The sequence below is a fragment of the Bradyrhizobium sp. 31Argb genome (assembly GCF_043638955.1).
Taxonomy (GTDB): Bacteria; Pseudomonadota; Alphaproteobacteria; order Rhizobiales; family Xanthobacteraceae; genus Bradyrhizobium.
On sequence record NZ_JBEGDB010000148.1, the window covers coordinates 1 to 19007 of the forward strand.

Sequence of the window (19007 nt, forward strand, 5' to 3'; positions counted from 1 at the left end):
GCGAGCCGCCCCTCATTCGGGTGAGACGCGCGGAGTTAAATCACTGATTTGCCCGACGGCGAAAGCGGAATGTTTTTCGCGCGGGGGCTGGACAGACTTTTGCTGATTTGCCCGTCGGGTTGTTATGTCGCACCCATTGTCTCCACATCGTCATTGCGAGCGGAGTTTGAGGCTCGGGAAGTGGTGGGTTACGCTTCGCTAATTAGCTAATCCGCTTTACGATTCTGCGAACTCGGCTGACGGGCACGTAGCCCAGCCGCGCCGTTTTTCAGGTCGAGAGCTGCTTCTCGGCGATCGCGAGCCACTCGGACTGGGCATTGCGCAGATATTTCGCCGCGCGCCGCATCTGGATCAGCAGTTCGTTGAAGACGACGCGCGCCTCGGCGGTACGGCCGGCCGTGCGCAGCAGCGGGCCGTAGCGGACCCGGGCCTCCGCGCCAGGGAAATAGGCCGAGACCGCGTGATATTCCTCGAGCGCTTCGTCGATCCGCCCTATTTCGGCAAGCGCGCGGGCATAAAGCAGATGGCCCTCGGCGGATTCGAAGTCTGGCCATTGCTGTTTCAGTTCGTCGAGCGTGGCCAGCGCGTCGGCAGGCCGACCACCGGCGAACTGCGCCTGCGCCTTGCCCAGCGCAAAGGCAGGATCGTGGCCCATCGGCAGCTTGAGGATGTCGCCGTAGTGGCGCTCGGCTTCCTCGAACCGCCCGATCTTCGCGCATTCAGCGGCCAGCGCGGCACGGTTTGCGATGGTGCCGGTCACAGCCAATCGATCGGACAGTTCGCGATATTTCTTTTCCGGGTCGAGACGATTGGCAATGCGCTGGCGCGCCCGCCGCGCATCCGGCCCCTGATACCATTCCGGTATCAGTTCGACCACGATGTAGGCCAGCGCGCCAATCAGCGGTACCATGAGAATGATGAAGGCCCACGGCTGCAAACGGCCGGTGCGCGAGGCGTGATAGATCAGCGAGATGTCGAGCAGCAAAATAACCAATGCAACGGGCATGGCGAATTCCGGCAAACTGAAATGGATCGTCTTAAATCGCCTGATTGATAACGTTGCAGGCGCGACCAGACAATCCCCGGTTGTCGCTTCTGCGCTTTCAATGTGAAGCACCGATGAAGGTCGATCCGCCTACTTCGGGTCGTCCGCCAGCAGCTTCCGATATTTCTCGACGTCGCGCGCGACGAGCTGTTGCAGCACCTCCGGCGCATGCTCGTTGGCGTCGGGCGCAACCGTCGAGAGGTCGGTGAAGCGCTTCTTCACCGCCTCGCTCTCCACGGCGGTCCGCGCCGCGGCGTTCAATTTGGCGATGATCTCGGGCGGCGTGCCCTTTGGCGCGAACAGGCCGTTCCAGCCCTGCGCCTCGAATTCAGGCAGACCCGCTTCCGCCGAGGTCGGCAGATCGGGCAGCGTCGCGAGCCGCACAGTCGAGCCGACCACAAGCCCCCGCACCAGCTTCTCGTTGATCGCCTGCGATACCGAGGCAGCGGCATCGCAGACGCCGTCGATCTGGCCGCCGATCGCGTCCGTCAGCGCCGGCGACGCGCCGCGATAGCCGACCAGCGTCACGTCGATTCCGGCGGCGTTCACGAAACTTTTGCAGATCAGGTAATTCGATGAGCCGACGCCGGCATGGCCAAGATTGATCTTGCCGGGATTCTTCTTCGCGTAAGCGATGAACTCCTGCAAATCCTTGGCGGGAAAATCCTTGCGTAACGCAATGATGCCAAAGGTTTTTGCGACCACCGCGAACGGCACGAAGGAGTCCGGCGCGAATGGCAGTTTCGGATAGATCGTGTAGGTGGCGGCGCTGGTGCCGGCGTTGCCGATCGCAATCGTGTAGCCATCCGGCTCGGCACGCGCGGCCCGGGCCAGCGCGGTCGAGCCGCCCGCGCCGGCGACATTCTCGATCACGATCGGCTGCCCGAGCGCCACGCTCATCTGCTCGGCAACCACGCGCGCAATCACGTCGGACGTGCCGCCGGCCGCGAACGGCACGATCATGGTGATGGGATGTTTCGGGAAATCCTGGGCGTGCGCCGTCGTCGCAAGCCAAAGCGCCGCAATCGCCGCGAGCCACCTCGCGACGACAGCCTTCACGCGGCCTTTTCCAGATGCTGGACCAGACCGGCGAACAGGCCGCGGCCGTCGGTGCAGCCCATGATGTCTTCGATGTGGTTTTCCGGATGCGGCATCATGCCGAGCACGTTGCCGCCATCGTTGACGATGCCAGCGATCGATTGCGCGGCGCCGTTGATATTGTAGCGCTCGTCGACCACGCCGTCCGGCGAGCAGTAGCGATAGAGCACCCGCCCCTCGCCTTCCAGCCGCTTGATCGTCTCTTCATCCGCCTCGTAGTTGCCCTCACCGTGCGCGACCGGCCAGCGGATCACCTGGCCCGCATTGTAGCCGCGGGTGAACGGCGTATCGGAGCGTTCGACACGCAGATGGACGTCGTGGCAGATGAACTTCAGTCCCGCATTGCGCATCAGCACGCCCGGCAGCAGGCCCGCCTCGCAAAGAATCTGAAAGCCGTTGCAGACGCCGAGCACGAGCCCGCCTTTGCCGGCATAATCGCGCACCGCGTCCATGATCGGCGCCCGCGCCGCGATCGCGCCACACCGCAGATAATCGCCATAGGAGAACCCGCCGGGCACCACGACAAGGTCGGTGCCTTCAGGTAGCGAGGTCTCGGCATGCCAGACCATCGCCGGCTCCCTGCCCGAGATGAGCTTGAGCGCCCGCGCCATGTCGCGCTCGCGATTGATGCCGGGAAAGACGAGGACGGCGGATTTCATCAGAGCAGTTCGACCCGATAATTCTCGATCACGGTATTCGCGAGCAGCCTGTCCGCCGCATCCTTCAGCGCCGCCTCCGCCTTGGCGCGGTCGGAGCCGGAGAGCTCGATGTCGAACACCTTGCCCTGGCGGACGCTGGCGACGCCATCGACGCCGAGCGATTTCAGCGCACCCTCGATCGCCTTGCCCTGGGGATCGAGGATGCCGGATTTCAACGTAACGGTGACGCGTGCCTTCACTTAAACCTTGCCCCTCTCAGCTCTTCACCAGCACCGGGCCTGAACCGGCCGGCCGCTCGTTCTCCATGAGGATGCCGAGCCGCTTCGCCACCTCGGTATAGGCCTCCAGCAGCCCGCCGAGGTCGCGCCGGAAACGGTCCTTGTCGAGCTTCTCGTTCGACTTGATGTCCCACAGCCGGCACGAATCCGGCGAGATCTCGTCGGCGACGATGATCCGCATCATTTCGTTCTCAAACAGCCGGCCGCATTCCATCTTGAAGTCGACCAGCCGGATGCCGATCCCCAGGAAAAGCCCGGTCAGGAAATCGTTGACGCGGATGGCGAGCGCCATGATGTCGTCGATCTCCTGCGGCGTCGCCCAGCCGAACGCGGTGATATGCTCTTCCGACACCATGGGGTCGTTGAGCTGGTCGTTCTTGTAGTAGAATTCGATAATCGAGCGCGGCAACTGGGTACCTTCCTCGATACCGAGCCGCTGCGACAGCGAGCCGGCGGCGACGTTGCGCACCACCACTTCCAGCGGCACGATCTCGACCTCGCGAATCAGTTGCTCGCGCATGTTGAGGCGGCGGATGAAATGGGTCGGCACCCCGATGTCATTGAGGTGCTGAAACAGGTACTCCGAAATCCGATTATTGAGGACGCCCTTACCCTCGATCACCTGGTGTTTCTTGGCATTGAACGCGGTCGCGTCGTCCTTGAAGTGCTGGATGAGGGTTCCGGGCTCGGGACCTTCGTAAAGGACCTTGGCCTTGCCTTCATAAATGCGGCGTCGACGGCTCATTGGGATGTACCGTGTTTTGTTGAAATCCATGAATCTGGTGTGCTCCGGTTGACTAGGGATCGCGACCCACGACGGAGCTGCCGCGGAAGCCTGGAACCCCAAACAGAACAAGAACCAAGCCGTATGGCAACCTATCCGATTGGCCCATCCAGCACAATCGACCCGGACCCTTTTGGCCGACTTATCCGCCTTGGATTAGGGCGCCAAAATCTGCCATTCTGCCTGCGGCTTAACGGCTCCTTGTCTTGCCGATTCGTCCCTTCTATCTAGGCATCCGCCGGGGCTGCCGCAACGCAAGCTCCACCCGTCCGTCAGCAGTAATTGGAACCACCGATGACCACATTCGATAAGCGCGAGGAAGGTTTTGAGAAGAAATTCGCCCTCGACGAGGAGCAGAAATTCAAGGCCGAGGCGCGCCGCAACAAGTTGTTAGGCATGTGGGCGGCGGAAAAGCTTGGCCTCGCGGGCGATGCCGCCAACACCTACGCCAAGGAAGTTGTTGCCGCCGATTTCGAGGAAGCCGGCGACCAGGACGTGCTGAAGAAGGTCTTCAAGGACCTCACCGCGAAGGGCGAGGCCATCACGGAAGCTCAAATCCGCGCCAAGATGGACGAACTGCTGGTCCAGGCCGTGGCGCAGGTGAAGTCAGGCGGTTAACGGCCTCCGTCATTTCGGGGCGTCCGAAGGACGAGCCCGGAATCCATTTCTCCGCCCGTGCAAGCGGTCCGATGGATTCCGGGCTCGCGCTATGCGCGCCCCGGAATGACAACAAACGATCACCCCTCCTTGAACCCGTACTCCGGTACGTTGCCGCTGGCGCCGTAATATTTGTACGGCAGGAATTTTCCGGACATCGTGAACTTGACGCGGTCTCCCTTGGGATTGGGCAGGCGCTCCATCACCATGTCGAAATCGATCGCCGACATGATGCCGTCGCCGAACTCCTCCTCGATCAGCGCCTTCCAGGCCGGGCCGTTGACCATCACGAGCTCGTAGAAGCGGTAGATCAGGGGATCGGTCGGCGGCATTGGCACGCCCTCCCCGCGCATCGGCGTCTCGTTCAGCATCGCGATTTCGGATTTGGACAGGCCGAACAACTCGCCGGCATTCGCGGCCTGCGGCTTGGTCAGCTTCATCTGGCCGAGGACCGCGCCGACGATCAGCACCTCGGAATAGCCGCCGATCTCCTCGCAGATATATTTCCAGCTCCACCCCTTCTCGCGCTTGATGTCGAGCAGCTTTTCGGTGAGGTCGGAACGTTTCATGTCAGGGTCTCCTCTGCTCGTCATGCCCGGGCTTGTCCCGGGCATCCAGGTTGCTAATCGGATTCAGGAAGACGTGGATGGCCGGGACAGGCCGGGCCATGACGTCTGGGTTGGCGGCTCGGCTTCCGACGCGATCGCCAATTCAGGCAGCCCGGGCCGTACTATGGGCACGTTGCGCGGGTCGTGATCGGTGGCATCAGCCGCGAAGCTCTTGCTACGGCTGACCAAGAAATCGATGATGTGGTTGCGGAGCGCGTAGTAATAGGGATGGCGGTGCAGATCGATCCGGCCGCGATCCTTGGGCAGCGGATTTTCGACGATCTCGGCCAGCACCGCACCGGGGCCATTGGTCATCAGGAAGATCTTGTCGGCGAGATAGATCGCCTCGTCGACGTCGTGGGTGATCATGAACGCGGTCTGCCCGGTCTCCAGACAAATGCGCCGCACCTCGTCCTGCAGCGTGCCGCGCGTCAGCGCGTCCAGCGCCGAGAACGGCTCGTCCATCAGCATGATCTTCGGCGTGATCGAGAGCGCACGCGCAATGCCGACGCGCTGCTTCATGCCGCCGGACAGTTCGGACGGGCGCTTGTGCTCCGAACCGGTGAGGCCGACGAGATCGATGAACTTCTGCGCGTGCGTCTTGACCTTGGCGCGATCCCATTTGCGCCATTTCGAGCTGACGGCGTAGGCGACGTTGCCGAGCACAGTGCGCCAGGGCAACAGCGCATGGCTCTGGAAGATCACGGCGCGGTCAAGGCTCGTGCCCTCGATCGCCTGCCCGTCGACGATCACGGCGCCCTCGCTCGGCTCGTCGAGGCCTGCGAGGATGTTGAGCACCGTGGTCTTGCCGCAGCCGGAATGGCCGATCACACAGCCGAATTCGCCCCGCGCCATCGAGAGCCACAGGTTCTCGAATACAGTAGTCGTGCCACCGCCCGCTCCCGGATAGCGCCGCGCGATGCCTTCGATCGAGATGAATTTGTCGGTCATCGCCCTACTCCGGAAACGTGACCATGCGCGTGAAGCGCGCGAGGATCTGGTCGAGCAGCATGCCGACGATCCCGATCATGAGGATCGCGATGATGACATTGGTGATCGAGAGGTTGTTCCACTCGTTCCAGACGAAATAGCCGATGCCGGTGCCGCCGACGAGCATCTCGGCGGCGACGATCACGAGCCAGGCGATGCCGATCGAGATCCGCATGCCGGTCAGAATTGTCGGCGCCGCGGCCGGCAGGATCACCGTGAAGGCGCGCCTGACTGTGCCAACCTCGAGGGTGCGTGCGACGTTGATCCATTCCTTGCGCACGCCGGCGACGCCGAACGCCGTGTTGAGCAGCATCGGCCACACCGAGCAGATGAAGATCACGAAGATCGCTGAAATCGAGGAATCCTTGATGGTGTAGAGCGCGAGCGGCATCCAGGCGAGCGGCGAGATCGGCTTCAAGACCTGGATGAACGGGTCGAGCGCCCTGCTGATCAACGGCGACATGCCGATCAGGAATCCGAGCGGGATCGCGACTGATACCGCGATCAGATAGCCGAGCCCGACGCGGCCGATCGAATAAGCGAGCTGGATGCCAAGCCCCTTGTCGTTCGGCCCGTTGTCGTAGAACGGCCGCCTCAGGTGCTCCCACAATTTGGCGCCGACATCGAGCGGACCCGGCATCGCCGATTTGCCTTGCGTCGCCGTCAGCCCCATCAGCTTCGCGTATTCCGGGCTCATATTGGTAGCCGGACCAGTGCTGCGGGTGGCAAGATGCCAGACGCCGAGGAAGGCGGCGAACAGCACGACCGAAACGAGCGCGGCGCGCAGGCGAAGCGAGTTCATCTGCTCCTCCCCGTATGCGGGAGCACCTTCACGACGCCTTCCTGATCTTGAAGCTGGCGAGATAGTCGTCGGGCTTGGCGGGATCGAACGTCTTGCCCATCACCGCGAACGACTTGTACGTGGTTGTCGGCGGCGTGAGGCCCATCTCGGCCATCAGCTTGCCGGTGTCGGTAGCGAGATAGACCTGCTCGGCCACCGCCTTGTAGTCGACGTCGCCCTTGATCTGGCCCCAGCGCTTCATCTGCGTCATGATCCAGACGGCGAAGGACTGCCAGGGGAACGGATCGAAATCGACGCGGCCCGGCTGCGTGACGACATTGCCGAGACCGTCGGCGAAGGTGCCCGTCAGGATCTGCTCGAGCACGATCTGCGGCTGGTTCAGGTAGTTCGCCGGCGCGATCGCCTCCGCGATCTGCTTGCGGTTCTCGGCCTTGTGCGCGAACGCGGTCGCATCGATGATCGATTTCAGCAGTGCGCCATAGGTGTTCGGCATCGAGGTGACGAACTCCTTCGATGCCGCGAAGGCGCAGCAGGGATGCCCCTCCCAGATATCCTTGGTCAGGATGTGGATGAAGCCTGCGCCGTCATAGACCGCGCGCTGGTTCATCGGATCGGGCCCAAGGAAACCGTCGATATTGTCGGCGCGCAGATTGGCGACCATCTCCGGCGGCGGCACCGCGCGGATCTGCACGTCGACGTCGGGGTCTAGGCCGTGCTCGGCGAGATAGTAGCGCAGCAAATAATTGTGCATCGAATAGTCGAAGGGTACGGCGAACTTGAAGCCCTTCCAATCCTTGGGATCGCGCTTGTCCTTGTGCTTGATCGAAAGCGTGATCGCCTGCCCATTGATGTTCTCGACCGCCGGCATCGTGTAGGGCAGCGGGTTGGAGCCGACGCCCATGGTGATGGCGAGCGGCATCGGCGACAGCATGTGCGCGGCGTCGTATTCCTTGTTGATGGTCTTGTCGCGGATCACGGCCCAGCCGGCGGTCTTGATCACCTCGACGTTCAATCCGTGCTTGGCGTAGAACCCCATCGGCGCGGCCATGATGATCGGGGTCGCGCAGGTGATCGGAATGAAGCCGACCTTGAGGTCCTTCTTCTCAGGCGCAGCGCCTTGCGCGAAGACCTCGGTCGCCGCCTTGATCGGGAAGAACTGCGACAGCGCCGCGAGCGCCGTGGAGGCGCCGACCGACTTCAGGAACGCGCGCCGGGTCGCGTCCTGCGGAAACACCGCGCGCATCACGGCTGAGGCGACGACGCCCTCGTAGCGCCTGTCCTCGCTTTCCGCAGGCTCGCAGCGCAGCGCCAGCGCCTCATTCCGGTGCTCGGCTTCGCTGAGATGGCGGCCGCAACTGCAGCCGGTGCGGAGATTGCGGTCGGGATCGAATGGATTGTCGAAGATGGACATCGGGCCTCCTGCGCGGCGTTTGCCGTGGATTTACGCAAGCTCCGTGCCAGCCTCTTTTTTGAGCCGACGGCATTGATGTCGCAGGCATTTGTCGGCACCTTGGCGACTACAAAAACTCGTGATACACGAAAAATCGTAATCAAATTACGATTTTTCGGGGCGATCGGCACGATGGACCTGGCTCTCAGCGCGACCGCGAGCGCGCACGATGCGGACCTGCGCGCCGCCGCCTTCGAGTGCGCGATCGAGCCGACGCTGCTGCTCGATCCCGATGCCGACGTGATCCTGGACGCCAACCCCGCCGCCTGCTCGCTGCTCGGCTATGACCGCGCGCTGCTGCGCCAGACCAAGGTGAGCGCGCTGCACGCAGGCCAGTTGCCGGCCCTGATCGTCTTCACCCAGGCGGTGCTCGACAAGGGCGCGTATTGGACCGATGCGCTGACACCGCGACATGCGACCGGACAGAATCTCAGGATCGAATATGCCGGCTGCGTGGTGCCGCATGACGGGCGCACGCTGATGCTGCTGACGATGAGCGACCTCGACGCCCGCCGCCGGCGCTATGTCGACGCCGCCGCCGAGGACCACATGCGCAGCGGCATTGCCACCTGGCAGCGGGTCGAGCGCGTCTTCCAGGACATCGAGCGCGAGAACCAGTTGATCCTGCGCGCCGCCGGCGAAGGCATTTATGGCGTCAACGCGGAAGGAAACACCACTTTCGTCAACCCGGCCGCCGAGCGGATGCTGGGCTGGACCGCCGAGGAACTGGTCGGCAAGGAAATCCACCCGATCGTCCATCACACCCATCATGACGGGCGGCACTATCCCGATCATGATTGCCCGATCTATGCCGCGTTCCGCGACGGCGCCGTGCACCAGGTCGACGGCGAAGTGTTCTGGCGCAAGGATGGCTCGCCGGTCTGGGTCGAATACACCTCGACGCCGATCCGCGACCGCGGCGTCGTGGTCGGCGCCGTCGTGGTGTTTCGCGACGTCAGCCACCGGCGCGAGGCGGACGAGAAACTGCATGCGGCGCTTGCCGAGGTCGATCGGCTACGCGAGCGGCTGGAGCTGGAAAACGCCTACCTGCAGGAAGAAATCCGGATCGAGACCAATCCGCGCGGCATCATCGGCCAGAGCGAGGCGATCCAGAAGACGCTGCGCCAGGTCAAGCTGGTGGCGCCGACGTCAGCGGCGGTGATGATCACGGGCGAGTCCGGCACCGGCAAGGAGTTGATCGCGCGCGCCATCCATGAGGCGAGCAGCCGCTCCGACCGGCCGCTGATCCGCGTCAACTGCGCCGCGATCCCGCGCGAGCTGTTCGAGAGCGAATTCTTCGGCCATGTCCGCGGCGCCTTCACGGGCGCCACGCGCGACCGTATCGGCCGGTTCGAACTGGCCGACGGCGGCACGCTGTTTCTGGATGAGGTCGGCGAAATCCCGCTGGAGCTGCAGGGCAAGCTGCTCCGCGTGCTGCAGGAGGGCAATTTCGAACGGGTCGGCGAGGAGCGCACCCGCACCGTGGATGTGCGGCTGATCGCCGCCACCAACCGCGACCTCAAGCAGGAGGTGCAGCGCGGCCGGTTTCGCGAGGATCTCTATTTCCGCCTCAATGTGTTTCCGATCGAGTCGGTACCCTTGCGCGAGCGTCGCGAGGACATCCCGCTTTTGGCGCAGCATTTCCTGAGCAGCGAAAGCAAGGCGCTGAAATCCGATCTGCGCCTGTCGGAGGGCGACGCCAGGCGCCTTGCCCGCTACGACTGGCCGGGCAATGTCCGCGAACTGCAGAACGTGATCGAGCGCGCGGCGATCCTCGCCCAGAACGGCCGGTTGCGCATCGACCTGCCCGATGCATCCGGCAGCCAGTCTTCAGCCGGCTCGGCCCGCCTGAAGGCCGACGCGCGTCCCACAGTGATGACGGCGGCCGAGCTGCGCGATCACGAGCGCACCAACATCGTCGCAGCGCTCGAAGCCTGCGCCGGCAAGGTGTTCGGCCCCGGCGGTGCGGCCGAAATGCTCGACATGAAGCCGACCACGCTGGCCTCGCGGATCAAGGCGCTCGGAATTGCTGGACGGCAGCGGCCGGTTTACCCCTCGTCAAGCACGGCGAGAGATCGGGGCGCGCCTTAAAAGCCTGTTAGGCGGGCGCGGTGTTGTTCTACCCCGGGAAGACAGGGGTGCTCTGCAATGAAGTCCGACAAGGGACCTTACAGCCGGCCGCGCTGGGGCGTGACGCGCTGGCTTGTCGACGCCGGTCCCGGCGCGCCCGAGGATATCCGCGCGGCGCTGATCGCCGATCTCCACGGCTCGCTACCGGTGTTTGCGGCCGGCGCGGTCAACACGATGGCGGTGGCTGGCGTGATCGCGATCCGGCAACCGACCGCATTGTTCATCGCCTGGTTCATCCTCGAAGTCGCGATTTGCCTTGCCCGCCTCACGGTGCTCGTCGTCGCCCATCGCCGGGCGCGTGACCGGCGCCAGACCCCGACCGACCTGCATGTGTTGCTCGCGATCGCCTGGAGCGCCAGCGTCGGGTTCGGCGTAGCGATCAGCCTTGCCAGCGGCGACCGGGTCGTCGCGCTGCTCGCCTGCCTCTCGGCGGCGGCAATGGTTGGCGGCATCTGCTTCCGCAATTTCAGCGCGCCGCGATTGGCCGGGACGATGATCCTGCTCGCCCTCGGCCCGATCGTCCCGGGCGCCGCGCTTGCCGGCGAGCCGCTGCTTTACCTCGTGTTCCTGCAGGTGCCGCTCTATCTCGCGGCGATGACGGACGCGGCCTTCCGGCTGAACAGGATGCTGATCGCGACCATGCGCGCCGAGCGCGAGAACGGCCACATGGCCCAGCACGACGCGCTCACGGGCCTGTGGAATCGCGCCGGTTTCGTCGATGCCCTCAACAGGAAGCTGGAGGCCTCCAGTCGTAACGACGGCTCCTTTGCCGTGCTGTTCTTCGATCTCGACAATTTCAAGCCGATCAACGACACCTTCGGGCATGCGGCCGGGGACAAGGTGCTCCAACTGGTCGCCGACCGGCTCCGCCGCGCCCTGCCCAATAGCGCCGTCATCGCGCGCATGGGCGGCGACGAATTCGTGGTGCTGGCCGACAGCATCACCGCAGAGCAGGCGCTCGCGATCGGACATCGGATCATCGACGAGGTCGCGATGTCCTACCGGCTGGGCGAGGAGATTTGCGTCCAGGTCGGCGTCAGCGTCGGCGTTGCGATGTCGCCGGAGCACGGCACGGAGGCCGAGGAGTTGCTCTCGGCCGCCGATACCGCGCTCTATGAAGCGAAATCCACCGGCAAGTCCCGCTGCTGCCTCGCTTCCTTCGAGATCAACCTCGCCGCCCTGCGCCGGCTCCAACACAGCAACGCGGCCAAGGGCGCCGGGATGGCGGCCTAGAATTTGAGAAGTCTCGTAGCCCGGGTGGAGCGCAGCGCAACCCGGGGGGCGGTTCGCAAACGCTGACGCAGATGTCCCGGGTTACGCTGGCGCTCCACCCGGGCTAGGGAGCTACTCACTGGGCCGGCAGGTTCGATGCGAGCCGGTCCAGTTCGCCGGCCAGATCGCGCTCGACTTCGGCCGCGCGCAGGTTGAGGACGCGATAGTCTCGCTCCTCCAGCCATTCCCGTCGCTTGGCCCGGTCGGCAACAATCGTCTCGCTCTCGTCAGGGTTTTCCAGCTCGATCGCGATCCGGTGGATGAAGGAGACGAAATCGGGGATATGCCGCCCCACCGGGGTCTGGCGCTTGAACAGGCCGGCGAAGCGGCGATCCTTGGTCAGCGCCTGCCACAGGATGCGCTCGGCATCGGTCGGGTTGCGCCGGAGCAGCCGCGCCAGCCCGCGCACCGTGCTGCTGGCATCGGCGGAGGCGCCGCCGCCCTGCCCCTGCTCGGCCAACAGCGCACGGAGCCGGGTCGCCTGCTCGCCGTCGAGCACGCCGCCCTTGGCCGGCCCCTTGCGTCCCTCGGCGATCGCCATGATCACCCCGTGCAGGGTATGCATGTCCTGCTTGGTCGGCTCCATCCGGGTGAAGATGTTGCGCAGGTTGACCAGCATGGTGTCGCGCTTCTCGCGCGGCCGCAGGAACTCGACCTTATCGAGCTCGGCGACCAGATTGTCGAAGAAGGCCTGGACCTGGTGCTGCGAGGCGCGCTCAGATCGCTCTGGCATTACGAACGGCAGCCCGCCCGACGTCGCGAGCTTGAACCACTCATAGCCCATCAGCAGCACCGCCTGGGCCAGGTTCAGCGAGGCAAAGCCGGGATTGACCGGGAAGGTGACGATGCGGTTGGCTAGCGCGACCTCCTCGTTGGTCAGGCCGGCGCGCTCGCGGCCGAACAGGATGCCGGCCCCGCCGCCATCGGCCACATGCGTCACGATCTCGCGCGCGGCCGCCTCCGGCCCGACCACCGGCTTGGCCTGGTCATGCGCACGGGCGGTAGTGGCATAGAGCAGGTCGAGATCGGCGACCGCCTGCGCGACGGTGTCGAACAACTCGACCCCGTCGAGGATATGGTCGGCGCCGGCGGCGGCGCGCTGCGCGGCGATGTTCGGCCAGCCGTCGCGCGGATTGACCAGCCGGAGCCGCGACAGCGCAAAATTGCCCATCGCGCGCGCAGCCATCCCGATGTTCTCGCCAAGCTGCGGTTCGACCAGGATCACCACCGGACCCCTGAGGTCGTGGCCGGTCTTGGTCTTGTCGGTGCCGGACATCTTAGAACTTCGCTTCCTGATTCAATCTCTGAACAATCTGATTCAGGTCCTGAAGGAGTTGAACCAGAGTGCCAAGTTTCCTGCTGCGCCCGGATTGCCCCGCGGGCGCAAATTTCTCAAGCGGAATAATGGCTTTACGGCTGTTCTTGAATCTTCATCCGAAACCTGAGATGCGAAGCGTCGCAACCCCACTTCCACTCTTCCGCTGCCGCCTGAAGCATGAGACATAGCGGCGGCATTCTCGGCTAAAAGATGAGCCGAAACTGCATAACCCCTTGGCTTCCGCCGGCGCTTTCCCGGTGCTATAGCCCCGAGGATAATCCGCTAGTCGCGCCCGAAAGCGCGCTGTTCCCCCAAGAGGCCCTATTCCCATGGCAAAAATCAAGGTGACCAACCCCGTCGTCGAACTCGATGGCGACGAGATGACCCGGATCATCTGGCAGTACATCAAGGACAAGCTGATCCACCCGTTCCTTGATATCAACCTGATGTATTTCGACCTGGGGATGGAGTACCGCGACAAGACCAACGACAAGGTCACGATCGACGCGGCGGAAGCGATCAAGAAGGTCGGCGTCGGCGTCAAATGCGCCACCATCACCCCGGATGAAGCCCGGGTGAAGGAATTCGGCCTCAAGGAGATGTGGAAGTCGCCGAACGGCACCATCCGCAACATCCTGGGCGGCGTGATCTTCCGCGAGCCGATCATCTGCAAGAACGTGCCGCGCCTGGTTCCCGGCTGGACCAAGCCGATCATCATCGGCCGCCACGCCTATGGCGACCAGTACCGCGCCACCGACATCAGGTTCCCCGGCAAGGGCACCCTCTCGCTGAAATTCGTCGGCGAGGACGGCACCGTGATCGAGAAGGAAGTGTTCAAGACGCCCGGCGCCGGCGTCGCGATGGAGATGTACAATCTCGACGACTCCATCGTCGACTTCGCCCGCGCCTCCTTCAATTACGGCCTGATGCGGAACTATCCGGTCTACCTCTCGACCAAGAACACCATCCTCAAGGTCTATGACGGCCGCTTCAAGGACATCTTCCAGGATGTCTTCGACCGCGAATTCAAGAAGGAGTTCGACGCGAAGGGACTTACCTACGAGCACCGCCTGATCGACGACATGGTGGCCTCGGCCCTGAAATGGTCCGGCGGCTATGTCTGGGCCTGCAAGAACTATGACGGCGACGTGCAGTCCGACACCGTGGCGCAGGGCTATGGCTCGCTCGGCCTGATGACCTCGGTGCTGCTCACACCCGACGGTAAGACTGTGGAAGCCGAAGCTGCCCACGGCACGGTGACCCGGCACTACCGCGAGCACCAGAAGGGCAAGGAGACCTCGACCAACTCGATCGCCTCGATCTTCGCCTGGACCCGCGGCCTAGCCCACCGCGCCAAGCTCGACAACAACGTTGAGCTTGCGAAGTTCGCCGACACCTTGGAGAAGGTCTGCGTCCAAACCGTCGAGGACGGCTACATGACCAAGGACCTCGCGCTCCTGGTCGGCGCCGACCAGCGCTGGCTGTCGACCACCGGCTTCCTCGACAAGGTCGCCGAGAACCTCACCAAGGCGACGGCGGCCTAAGCCGCCTTGCACTCGCGAAGCTCTATCACCCGTCATTGCGAGCCAACGGGTCGACGCCAGCTCGCCCGATGACAGGCTCCGCGAAGCAATCCATCTACCCCCTGCGGCACTATGGATTGCTTCGTCGCTTCGCTCCTCGCAATGACGGAATTTGGCAAGCGCCGCTCCAATAAGGGCATCTAATGCCGTCGCTTAGGACAGCCACGATCGCCCTTTTGCTAATGGGTTCCGCGACGGCCGCTTCCGCCGCGGAAACAACCCTCCCCGACGCCATCGCTGCGCCGGGAGAAGTGGTCGTGCTCAGCGTTCACGCCGAAGGCGCGCAGGTCTACGAGTGCAAGGCTGGCCTCGAAGGCAAGCTGGCCTGGGCCTTTCGCGAACCGATCGCAACGCTGATGGCCGACGGCAAGACCGTCGGCCGCCACTATGCCGGACCGAACTGGGAGCATGTCGACGGCAGCGTCGTGCTCGGCCGGACTTCCGGCAGTGCGCCCGGCGCGACGCCGAACGACATTCCCTGGCTCAAGCTCGAGGTGATCTCGCGGCGCGGCAGCGGCACGCTGTCCGGGGTCACCACGGTGCAGCGGATCAACACCGCGGGTGGCATCCTCGAAGGCCCCTGCGACAAGGCCGGCGCGACCCACAGCGCGCCATACTCCGCGGACTACGTGTTTCTCCGCAAGGGCTGAGCGGCTCGTCGCCAAGGGCAAGACCCCGTAGGATGGGTTTCTCTGCGCTCTACCCATCCTACGATGTCGTTTCGTCGAAAGCAGGGACCACAACCACAGAGAGGTGTTGTGGCACGAACAAGATCCGTAGGGTGGGCAAAGCGACAGCGTGCCCACCATCAAGCGCTCCACTCGCGATGGTGGGCACGCTTCCGCCGGAGCTTGTTTGAGCCGCGGTGCACGAAGTCGCTTTGCCCACCCTACAGCTTCCGCCTTGTGTCGCACACTCTCTCCGCCGTCATGATGCGCGTGCTCGTCAGTCACACCCATCACGTCCACCGCATCTCACGGGGCGATGCGAAACTCGCCCCTACAAGGGCCGCCCGAACAATCCCAAGCCAGTTTGGAGGACTCACGCCATCAGCGATCCCAGGAAACGGATCGCCGGGATGCTCGGCAGGAACGCATAGGCGCCGCCCCGAGTCCGGACGAACCGCGGCAACCCCCGCAGCCGGATCGTCGTGCCGGATTTGAGCGGCAAGTCGAACCAGCTGGTGCCGGGATCGTTCGCGCCTGTGATCGGATCGTTGGAGCCGGTGATGCGCGGATCCTGCAGGCCAAGATTCAGCCAATCACAGGACATGGCCTCGAACTGTGCGCCGAGACTCGCCCCAATGAAGTTGCCGAGCAGGCCCCGTTCCGGTTCGGGTTTGCTCGGATCACGAGGCTTCCCCGGATCATGGAGTGGTCCATAGGGCATCCCACGCCGAACAAGACGCCGACTGTTGTTCGCCACCCGTTGCACGATCTGGCCGCCCCGCGGGTTGCTCCGCCGGATATGCGCCCCAAAGGGGCAGCGGGAGTCGCCAACGTAGTCAAAATTCGCCTGATCCACTTTGGGATCAGGCGCATCCGGGGACAGCGCCATCGGCGTGCCATCGCGCCACCGGCCGCACAGGTGGGCAGCGACGACCTCGCGCAAGGCCGCGTGACGTGACAGGCCTTCGATTGACAAGGCTTGGCCGATTTTCGCTTCAGCACCGGGCGGCAGCAACTCGTCGATTAGCGGGCGTGTGAGCAAGTCCGACGCGGCCCGATCAAGATACTCCTCGAAGCCAACCACATCCTGTTCCAGCACGCGGAAGGCGTTGAAGGTGCCGTTGTGTCCCAATGCTTCGGGTTGAGGCACCCGCCAAGTCAAACCTTCGAAGTTGGTCGGATGTCCCAGCAACACGGTGCCGAGCGGCGCCTTGGGTTGCCCGTCTTCATAGCGTTGTCCGTCGTGAACCTCCGCGAATCTCGGTTGCATGATGTTGTCGCGATACCCGAAGTGAACGACGTCGTCGGGGAAGCTGCAGCCCTCAAGTGCACCGAGCAGCCTGAAGGCCTTTCCGTCGGTGAGGGCGTGCTGCTGGACTTGGTTCAGTTGCGCGACCTCGTCGGCGTAGATCGTGGCGATGAGATGGATCCGCTTGGGGGCATCGAAGGGGGCTGGCCAAGTTTCCGGCGCGTTCGGCGCGACATCGCCAAGCTTCAAGGCGCGGGCGTTCATGCCTTCGATGAATTCGTTCGGGAACATTTCAAGTGAAGAATTCGGCGTGCCGAGGGCGCGTAGTCCCTCGTAGGTCAAGCCAATGTTGAAGCAGGTCTCCGGCTTGGTTCTTCCCCAATTCCCGGTCGTGATCTGCGGAACATCGTCGCCGCGCCCCGATGTCGAGGCGGCGAGCCAGCGCCGGGCCGCGATGCGATCGGCGACTTCAAGAATGAGGTACCGCACGCGAGGCTTGCGATAGCCGCGCAAAATATTGCCCTGTACATCAGCGGCGTCGAATACTGCGCTCACCAGCCTATCCCCAGTTGGTTGCGGACCTGAGCCGCCGAAAATCCAGGATAAGCCCGGTAGCCGCTGCCGAGCGAAACGTTCGCGTTGGCGCGGAGCTGGAGGACCACTTTGCGCGGAAGCAGGCGCAAATCGTCATTGCCTGATGCGGCCTTGTCGCCGTTCAAAGCTTCCTGGTCTCTCAGAAGATCGGTGGCCGTGTCCGGCACCTGGTACAGGTCGCGCTCGTGCACCCATTGGATGAACGCCTCGACATTATGCTCGCAGGGAATCACGGCCTCCCCTCCTTCGACAAGTTTGACCACGGCGTTGAACACGCTGCCGATCGTAGCGATGAAGTCACGAATGTAATTGGTGAAGTCTCCGTCGTAGACGGAGAACATGCAAATATTGTCGCCGACAATGACGAAGCGCGCAAAGTGCACCGTGCCGACATTGTCCAATCCGGCATATATCGCATCCTTGTTTTGCGCGATCGCTAGCGCTGCCTTCGCTCTGCCGATCGGCGACTTCTCCTTCAGCGGCATGATCAGGTTCATCATGCACTGGAGATTGTCGCCAGGCTGGATCGATGGGTGGGGGCCACCGGGCAGCGGCTTCACCGGCATGCGCCACGCCCAGTAAGGCACCAGGACCCACGACGCCAAGCGCTGGAATACGCGCGTCTCGGGCAACCCGTTAACAAACCGATCGAACCATCCTTCCGCACCCGGCATCAGCTTAACTCCACCTGAAAGGGCACCCGTCGCGCATTTCACGCGAGACTTCATAAGCGCACCGGCGGGCGTGGAGGATCGGATCCCCGGAGGGCTCGATGCCACGTACGAGACGCCAGGGATTAAAACTGATGCGTTCGCCGTCCGCGACCTGATCCTTGGCGAGATTGGTGAGCGTAAGGGTGCCCATGACGACCCGGACTCGCCTGGCCGGCCAAGGCTTTGTGGGATCGTCGAGTGCGTCGCCCGCTTCGCCGATTGTCATCATCAGCATGAACCGGGCCGGCCACCGCCGCAGGCGCTCTTCAAGTTCATGGCGCAGATATTTATCGACCGGCGTAGCAACAGGATCGGACGTACGAACGCCTGCAACCGGCTGCCAGGAAAAGCGAACGGGACGACGTACTCCATGGGGATCTTCCACCATGAAGGTGTGGATGGCGTGATAGGTCGCGCGGGCATAGCTCACCGGGGCGCCGATCACCCCGGCTTCGAACACCGCCAACTGGGCGAACCGGCGCCGATTGGCGTAATTGAGTATTCCCGCACCGTCACTCGTCGTTTGCTTCGGGTACGGGTCGCGAGCAGGCTCCTTGAGCTGCAGCATGTCGAGAATCTTCCGCCACGGGGATTCTCTTTGAACCGGCTGCTGCCTGGCGATCTTGGTGAACTCGAAAAAGTCCTCAACATTGCGGGCGAAGAATTCGGCGAGCGTCGTAGCGATCAGGTCGGTTGCCGCCCCGTCCTGCAGGTGGAAACGTGTCGCCATTCCCCGAACATCGGACCATCCATCATGCTGCTTCGGCCCCCCTTGTCCGTTGGAGAACCTCACCGACACGCGAATGCGCTGTCCCTTGAAGTGCTCTGCGATGCAATAGTTGCGCGCCACGTCCGAAGCCATGAAATAGCCGTCTACGCCCACGCCGATCGTGTGCACCGGCCTTTGCCCGGGGGCAGGCTCCGGCAAATTGGCAATGATGGCGTCGACGAGCCGCCTTGCTACCGATGAATCGCCCATGCCCCCTCCATTGCGAACGGACCGGCATCCCAGGTGCCGTTGGCGCTTGACGCGTTAGGCCGTGTGGACAGTTACCTTATCCAGAGCAGAGTGGCGGCAATGGCGACGACGGCGAAGTAGTTTCGCGCGG

At 63.6% G+C, this 19007-nt stretch carries 18 protein-coding genes; 5 read left to right on the plus strand and 13 right to left on the minus strand.

What is annotated here, in order from left to right; genetic code table 11:
- Positions 1-268: 268 nt before the first annotated feature.
- From AAFX91_RS25225 to purC, 5 genes are all read right to left on the minus strand, one after another.
- On the minus strand, positions 269-1006 hold the full coding sequence (locus tag AAFX91_RS25225; protein ID WP_394568389.1) for a tetratricopeptide repeat protein: 738 nt from the start codon (positions 1004-1006) through the stop codon (positions 269-271).
- A 129-nt stretch (positions 1007-1135) separates the two neighbouring features.
- Complete coding sequence (locus tag AAFX91_RS25230; protein WP_394568391.1) at positions 1136-2104, minus strand: tripartite tricarboxylate transporter substrate binding protein BugD; 969 nt, start codon at positions 2102-2104, stop codon at positions 1136-1138.
- Positions 2101-2802 (minus strand): phosphoribosylformylglycinamidine synthase subunit PurQ, encoded by a 702-nt coding sequence (gene purQ, locus AAFX91_RS25235; protein ID WP_394568393.1) that lies wholly within the window; start codon positions 2800-2802, stop codon positions 2101-2103. The genes AAFX91_RS25230 and purQ overlap by 4 nt, the downstream gene beginning before the upstream one ends.
- Positions 2802-3041: a phosphoribosylformylglycinamidine synthase subunit PurS gene (purS, locus tag AAFX91_RS25240; RefSeq protein WP_130582474.1), complete on the minus strand. Its 240-nt coding sequence runs from the start codon at positions 3039-3041 to the stop codon at positions 2802-2804. Before purS ends, purQ begins: the two co-directional genes overlap by 1 nt.
- Positions 3042-3057: 16 nt before the next feature.
- Positions 3058-3825, minus strand: a complete 768-nt coding sequence (gene purC, locus AAFX91_RS25245; protein ID WP_008974302.1) for a phosphoribosylaminoimidazolesuccinocarboxamide synthase — start codon at positions 3823-3825, stop codon at positions 3058-3060.
- 333 nt (positions 3826-4158) lie between these two features.
- Between purC and AAFX91_RS25250 the strand changes: the two genes are divergently transcribed.
- A complete protein-coding gene (locus AAFX91_RS25250) occupies positions 4159-4482 on the plus strand; it encodes a DUF1476 domain-containing protein (protein ID WP_130582475.1) in 324 nt (107 codons plus the stop codon).
- Positions 4483-4601: 119 nt separating this feature from the next.
- On the opposite strand, the gene cynS is transcribed toward AAFX91_RS25250, so the two are convergent.
- The 4 genes from cynS to AAFX91_RS25270 form a co-directional block, all read right to left on the minus strand.
- Positions 4602-5090 carry a cyanase gene (cynS, locus tag AAFX91_RS25255; RefSeq protein WP_394568398.1) on the minus strand — a complete coding sequence of 163 codons (489 nt, stop codon included), beginning with the start codon at positions 5088-5090 and terminating at the stop codon, positions 4602-4604.
- Positions 5091-5153: 63 nt separating this feature from the next.
- Positions 5154-6080 (minus strand): ABC transporter ATP-binding protein, encoded by a 927-nt coding sequence (locus AAFX91_RS25260; RefSeq protein WP_394568400.1) that lies wholly within the window; start codon positions 6078-6080, stop codon positions 5154-5156.
- A 4-nt stretch (positions 6081-6084) separates the two neighbouring features.
- Positions 6085-6921: a nitrate ABC transporter permease gene (ntrB, locus tag AAFX91_RS25265; protein WP_394568401.1), complete on the minus strand. Its 837-nt coding sequence runs from the start codon at positions 6919-6921 to the stop codon at positions 6085-6087.
- 28 nt (positions 6922-6949) lie between these two features.
- Complete coding sequence (locus AAFX91_RS25270; protein WP_394568403.1) at positions 6950-8332, minus strand: CmpA/NrtA family ABC transporter substrate-binding protein; 1383 nt, start codon at positions 8330-8332, stop codon at positions 6950-6952.
- 171 nt (positions 8333-8503) lie between these two features.
- Here AAFX91_RS25270 and AAFX91_RS25275 point away from each other — a divergent pair, with 171 nt between their 5' ends.
- A complete protein-coding gene (locus AAFX91_RS25275; RefSeq protein ID WP_394568405.1) occupies positions 8504-10462 on the plus strand; it encodes a sigma 54-interacting transcriptional regulator in 1959 nt (652 codons plus the stop codon).
- A gap of 57 nt (positions 10463-10519) precedes the next feature.
- Positions 10520-11734 (plus strand): diguanylate cyclase, encoded by a 1215-nt coding sequence (locus AAFX91_RS25280; protein ID WP_394568407.1) that lies wholly within the window; start codon positions 10520-10522, stop codon positions 11732-11734.
- 115 nt (positions 11735-11849) lie between these two features.
- Here the strand turns inward: AAFX91_RS25280 and AAFX91_RS25285 are convergent, their stop codons facing one another.
- Entirely contained in the window at positions 11850-13049 is a 1200-nt protein-coding gene (locus AAFX91_RS25285; protein WP_394568409.1) for a TrmJ/YjtD family RNA methyltransferase, read from the minus strand.
- A gap of 371 nt (positions 13050-13420) precedes the next feature.
- Here AAFX91_RS25285 and AAFX91_RS25290 point away from each other — a divergent pair, with 371 nt between their 5' ends.
- Both AAFX91_RS25290 and AAFX91_RS25295 read left to right on the plus strand, forming a co-directional pair.
- On the plus strand, positions 13421-14635 hold the full coding sequence (locus tag AAFX91_RS25290; protein WP_282532406.1) for an NADP-dependent isocitrate dehydrogenase: 1215 nt from the start codon (positions 13421-13423) through the stop codon (positions 14633-14635).
- 221 nt (positions 14636-14856) lie between these two features.
- Positions 14857-15324: a DUF3455 domain-containing protein gene (locus AAFX91_RS25295; protein WP_394568411.1), complete on the plus strand. Its 468-nt coding sequence runs from the start codon at positions 14857-14859 to the stop codon at positions 15322-15324.
- Between the two features lie 391 nt (positions 15325-15715).
- Here the strand turns inward: AAFX91_RS25295 and AAFX91_RS25300 are convergent, their stop codons facing one another.
- Genes AAFX91_RS25300 through AAFX91_RS25310 form a run of 3 tightly spaced genes read right to left on the minus strand, consistent with a single transcriptional unit; the run spans position 15716 to position 18877 of the window.
- Complete coding sequence (locus tag AAFX91_RS25300; RefSeq protein ID WP_394568413.1) at positions 15716-17146, minus strand: Dyp-type peroxidase; 1431 nt, start codon at positions 17144-17146, stop codon at positions 15716-15718.
- Positions 17143-17859, minus strand: a complete 717-nt coding sequence (locus AAFX91_RS25305; protein ID WP_394568415.1) for a hypothetical protein — start codon at positions 17857-17859, stop codon at positions 17143-17145. The genes AAFX91_RS25300 and AAFX91_RS25305 overlap by 4 nt, the downstream gene beginning before the upstream one ends.
- A 4-nt stretch (positions 17860-17863) precedes the next feature.
- The gene (locus AAFX91_RS25310; protein ID WP_394568417.1) at positions 17864-18877 is read right to left on the minus strand and encodes a catalase; all 1014 of its coding nucleotides are present in this window, start codon (positions 18875-18877) and stop codon (positions 17864-17866) included.
- Positions 18878-19007: the final 130 nt, after the last annotated feature.

What these genes read in the sequence shown, in the direction of transcription:
- AAFX91_RS25225 (WP_394568389.1), bottom strand. Translation starts at nt 1,006, where the DNA reads ATGCCCGTTGCATTGGTTATTTTGCTGCTCGACATCTCGCTGATCTAT.
- purQ (WP_394568393.1), bottom strand. Translation starts at nt 2,802, where the DNA reads ATGAAATCCGCCGTCCTCGTCTTTCCCGGCATCAATCGCGAGCGCGAC.
- purC (WP_008974302.1), bottom strand. Translation starts at nt 3,825, where the DNA reads ATGAGCCGTCGACGCCGCATTTATGAAGGCAAGGCCAAGGTCCTTTAC.
- AAFX91_RS25250 (WP_130582475.1), top strand. Translation starts at nt 4,159, where the DNA reads ATGACCACATTCGATAAGCGCGAGGAAGGTTTTGAGAAGAAATTCGCC.
- cynS (WP_394568398.1), bottom strand. Translation starts at nt 5,090, where the DNA reads ATGAAACGTTCCGACCTCACCGAAAAGCTGCTCGACATCAAGCGCGAG.
- AAFX91_RS25260 (WP_394568400.1), bottom strand. Translation starts at nt 6,080, where the DNA reads ATGACCGACAAATTCATCTCGATCGAAGGCATCGCGCGGCGCTATCCG.
- ntrB (WP_394568401.1), bottom strand. Translation starts at nt 6,921, where the DNA reads ATGAACTCGCTTCGCCTGCGCGCCGCGCTCGTTTCGGTCGTGCTGTTC.
- AAFX91_RS25270 (WP_394568403.1), bottom strand. Translation starts at nt 8,332, where the DNA reads ATGTCCATCTTCGACAATCCATTCGATCCCGACCGCAATCTCCGCACC.
- AAFX91_RS25275 (WP_394568405.1), top strand. Translation starts at nt 8,504, where the DNA reads ATGGACCTGGCTCTCAGCGCGACCGCGAGCGCGCACGATGCGGACCTG.
- AAFX91_RS25280 (WP_394568407.1), top strand. Translation starts at nt 10,520, where the DNA reads ATGAAGTCCGACAAGGGACCTTACAGCCGGCCGCGCTGGGGCGTGACG.
- AAFX91_RS25285 (WP_394568409.1), bottom strand. Translation starts at nt 13,049, where the DNA reads ATGTCCGGCACCGACAAGACCAAGACCGGCCACGACCTCAGGGGTCCG.
- AAFX91_RS25290 (WP_282532406.1), top strand. Translation starts at nt 13,421, where the DNA reads ATGGCAAAAATCAAGGTGACCAACCCCGTCGTCGAACTCGATGGCGAC.
- AAFX91_RS25295 (WP_394568411.1), top strand. Translation starts at nt 14,857, where the DNA reads ATGGGTTCCGCGACGGCCGCTTCCGCCGCGGAAACAACCCTCCCCGAC.
- AAFX91_RS25305 (WP_394568415.1), bottom strand. Translation starts at nt 17,859, where the DNA reads ATGCCGGGTGCGGAAGGATGGTTCGATCGGTTTGTTAACGGGTTGCCC.
- AAFX91_RS25310 (WP_394568417.1), bottom strand. Translation starts at nt 18,877, where the DNA reads ATGGGCGATTCATCGGTAGCAAGGCGGCTCGTCGACGCCATCATTGCC.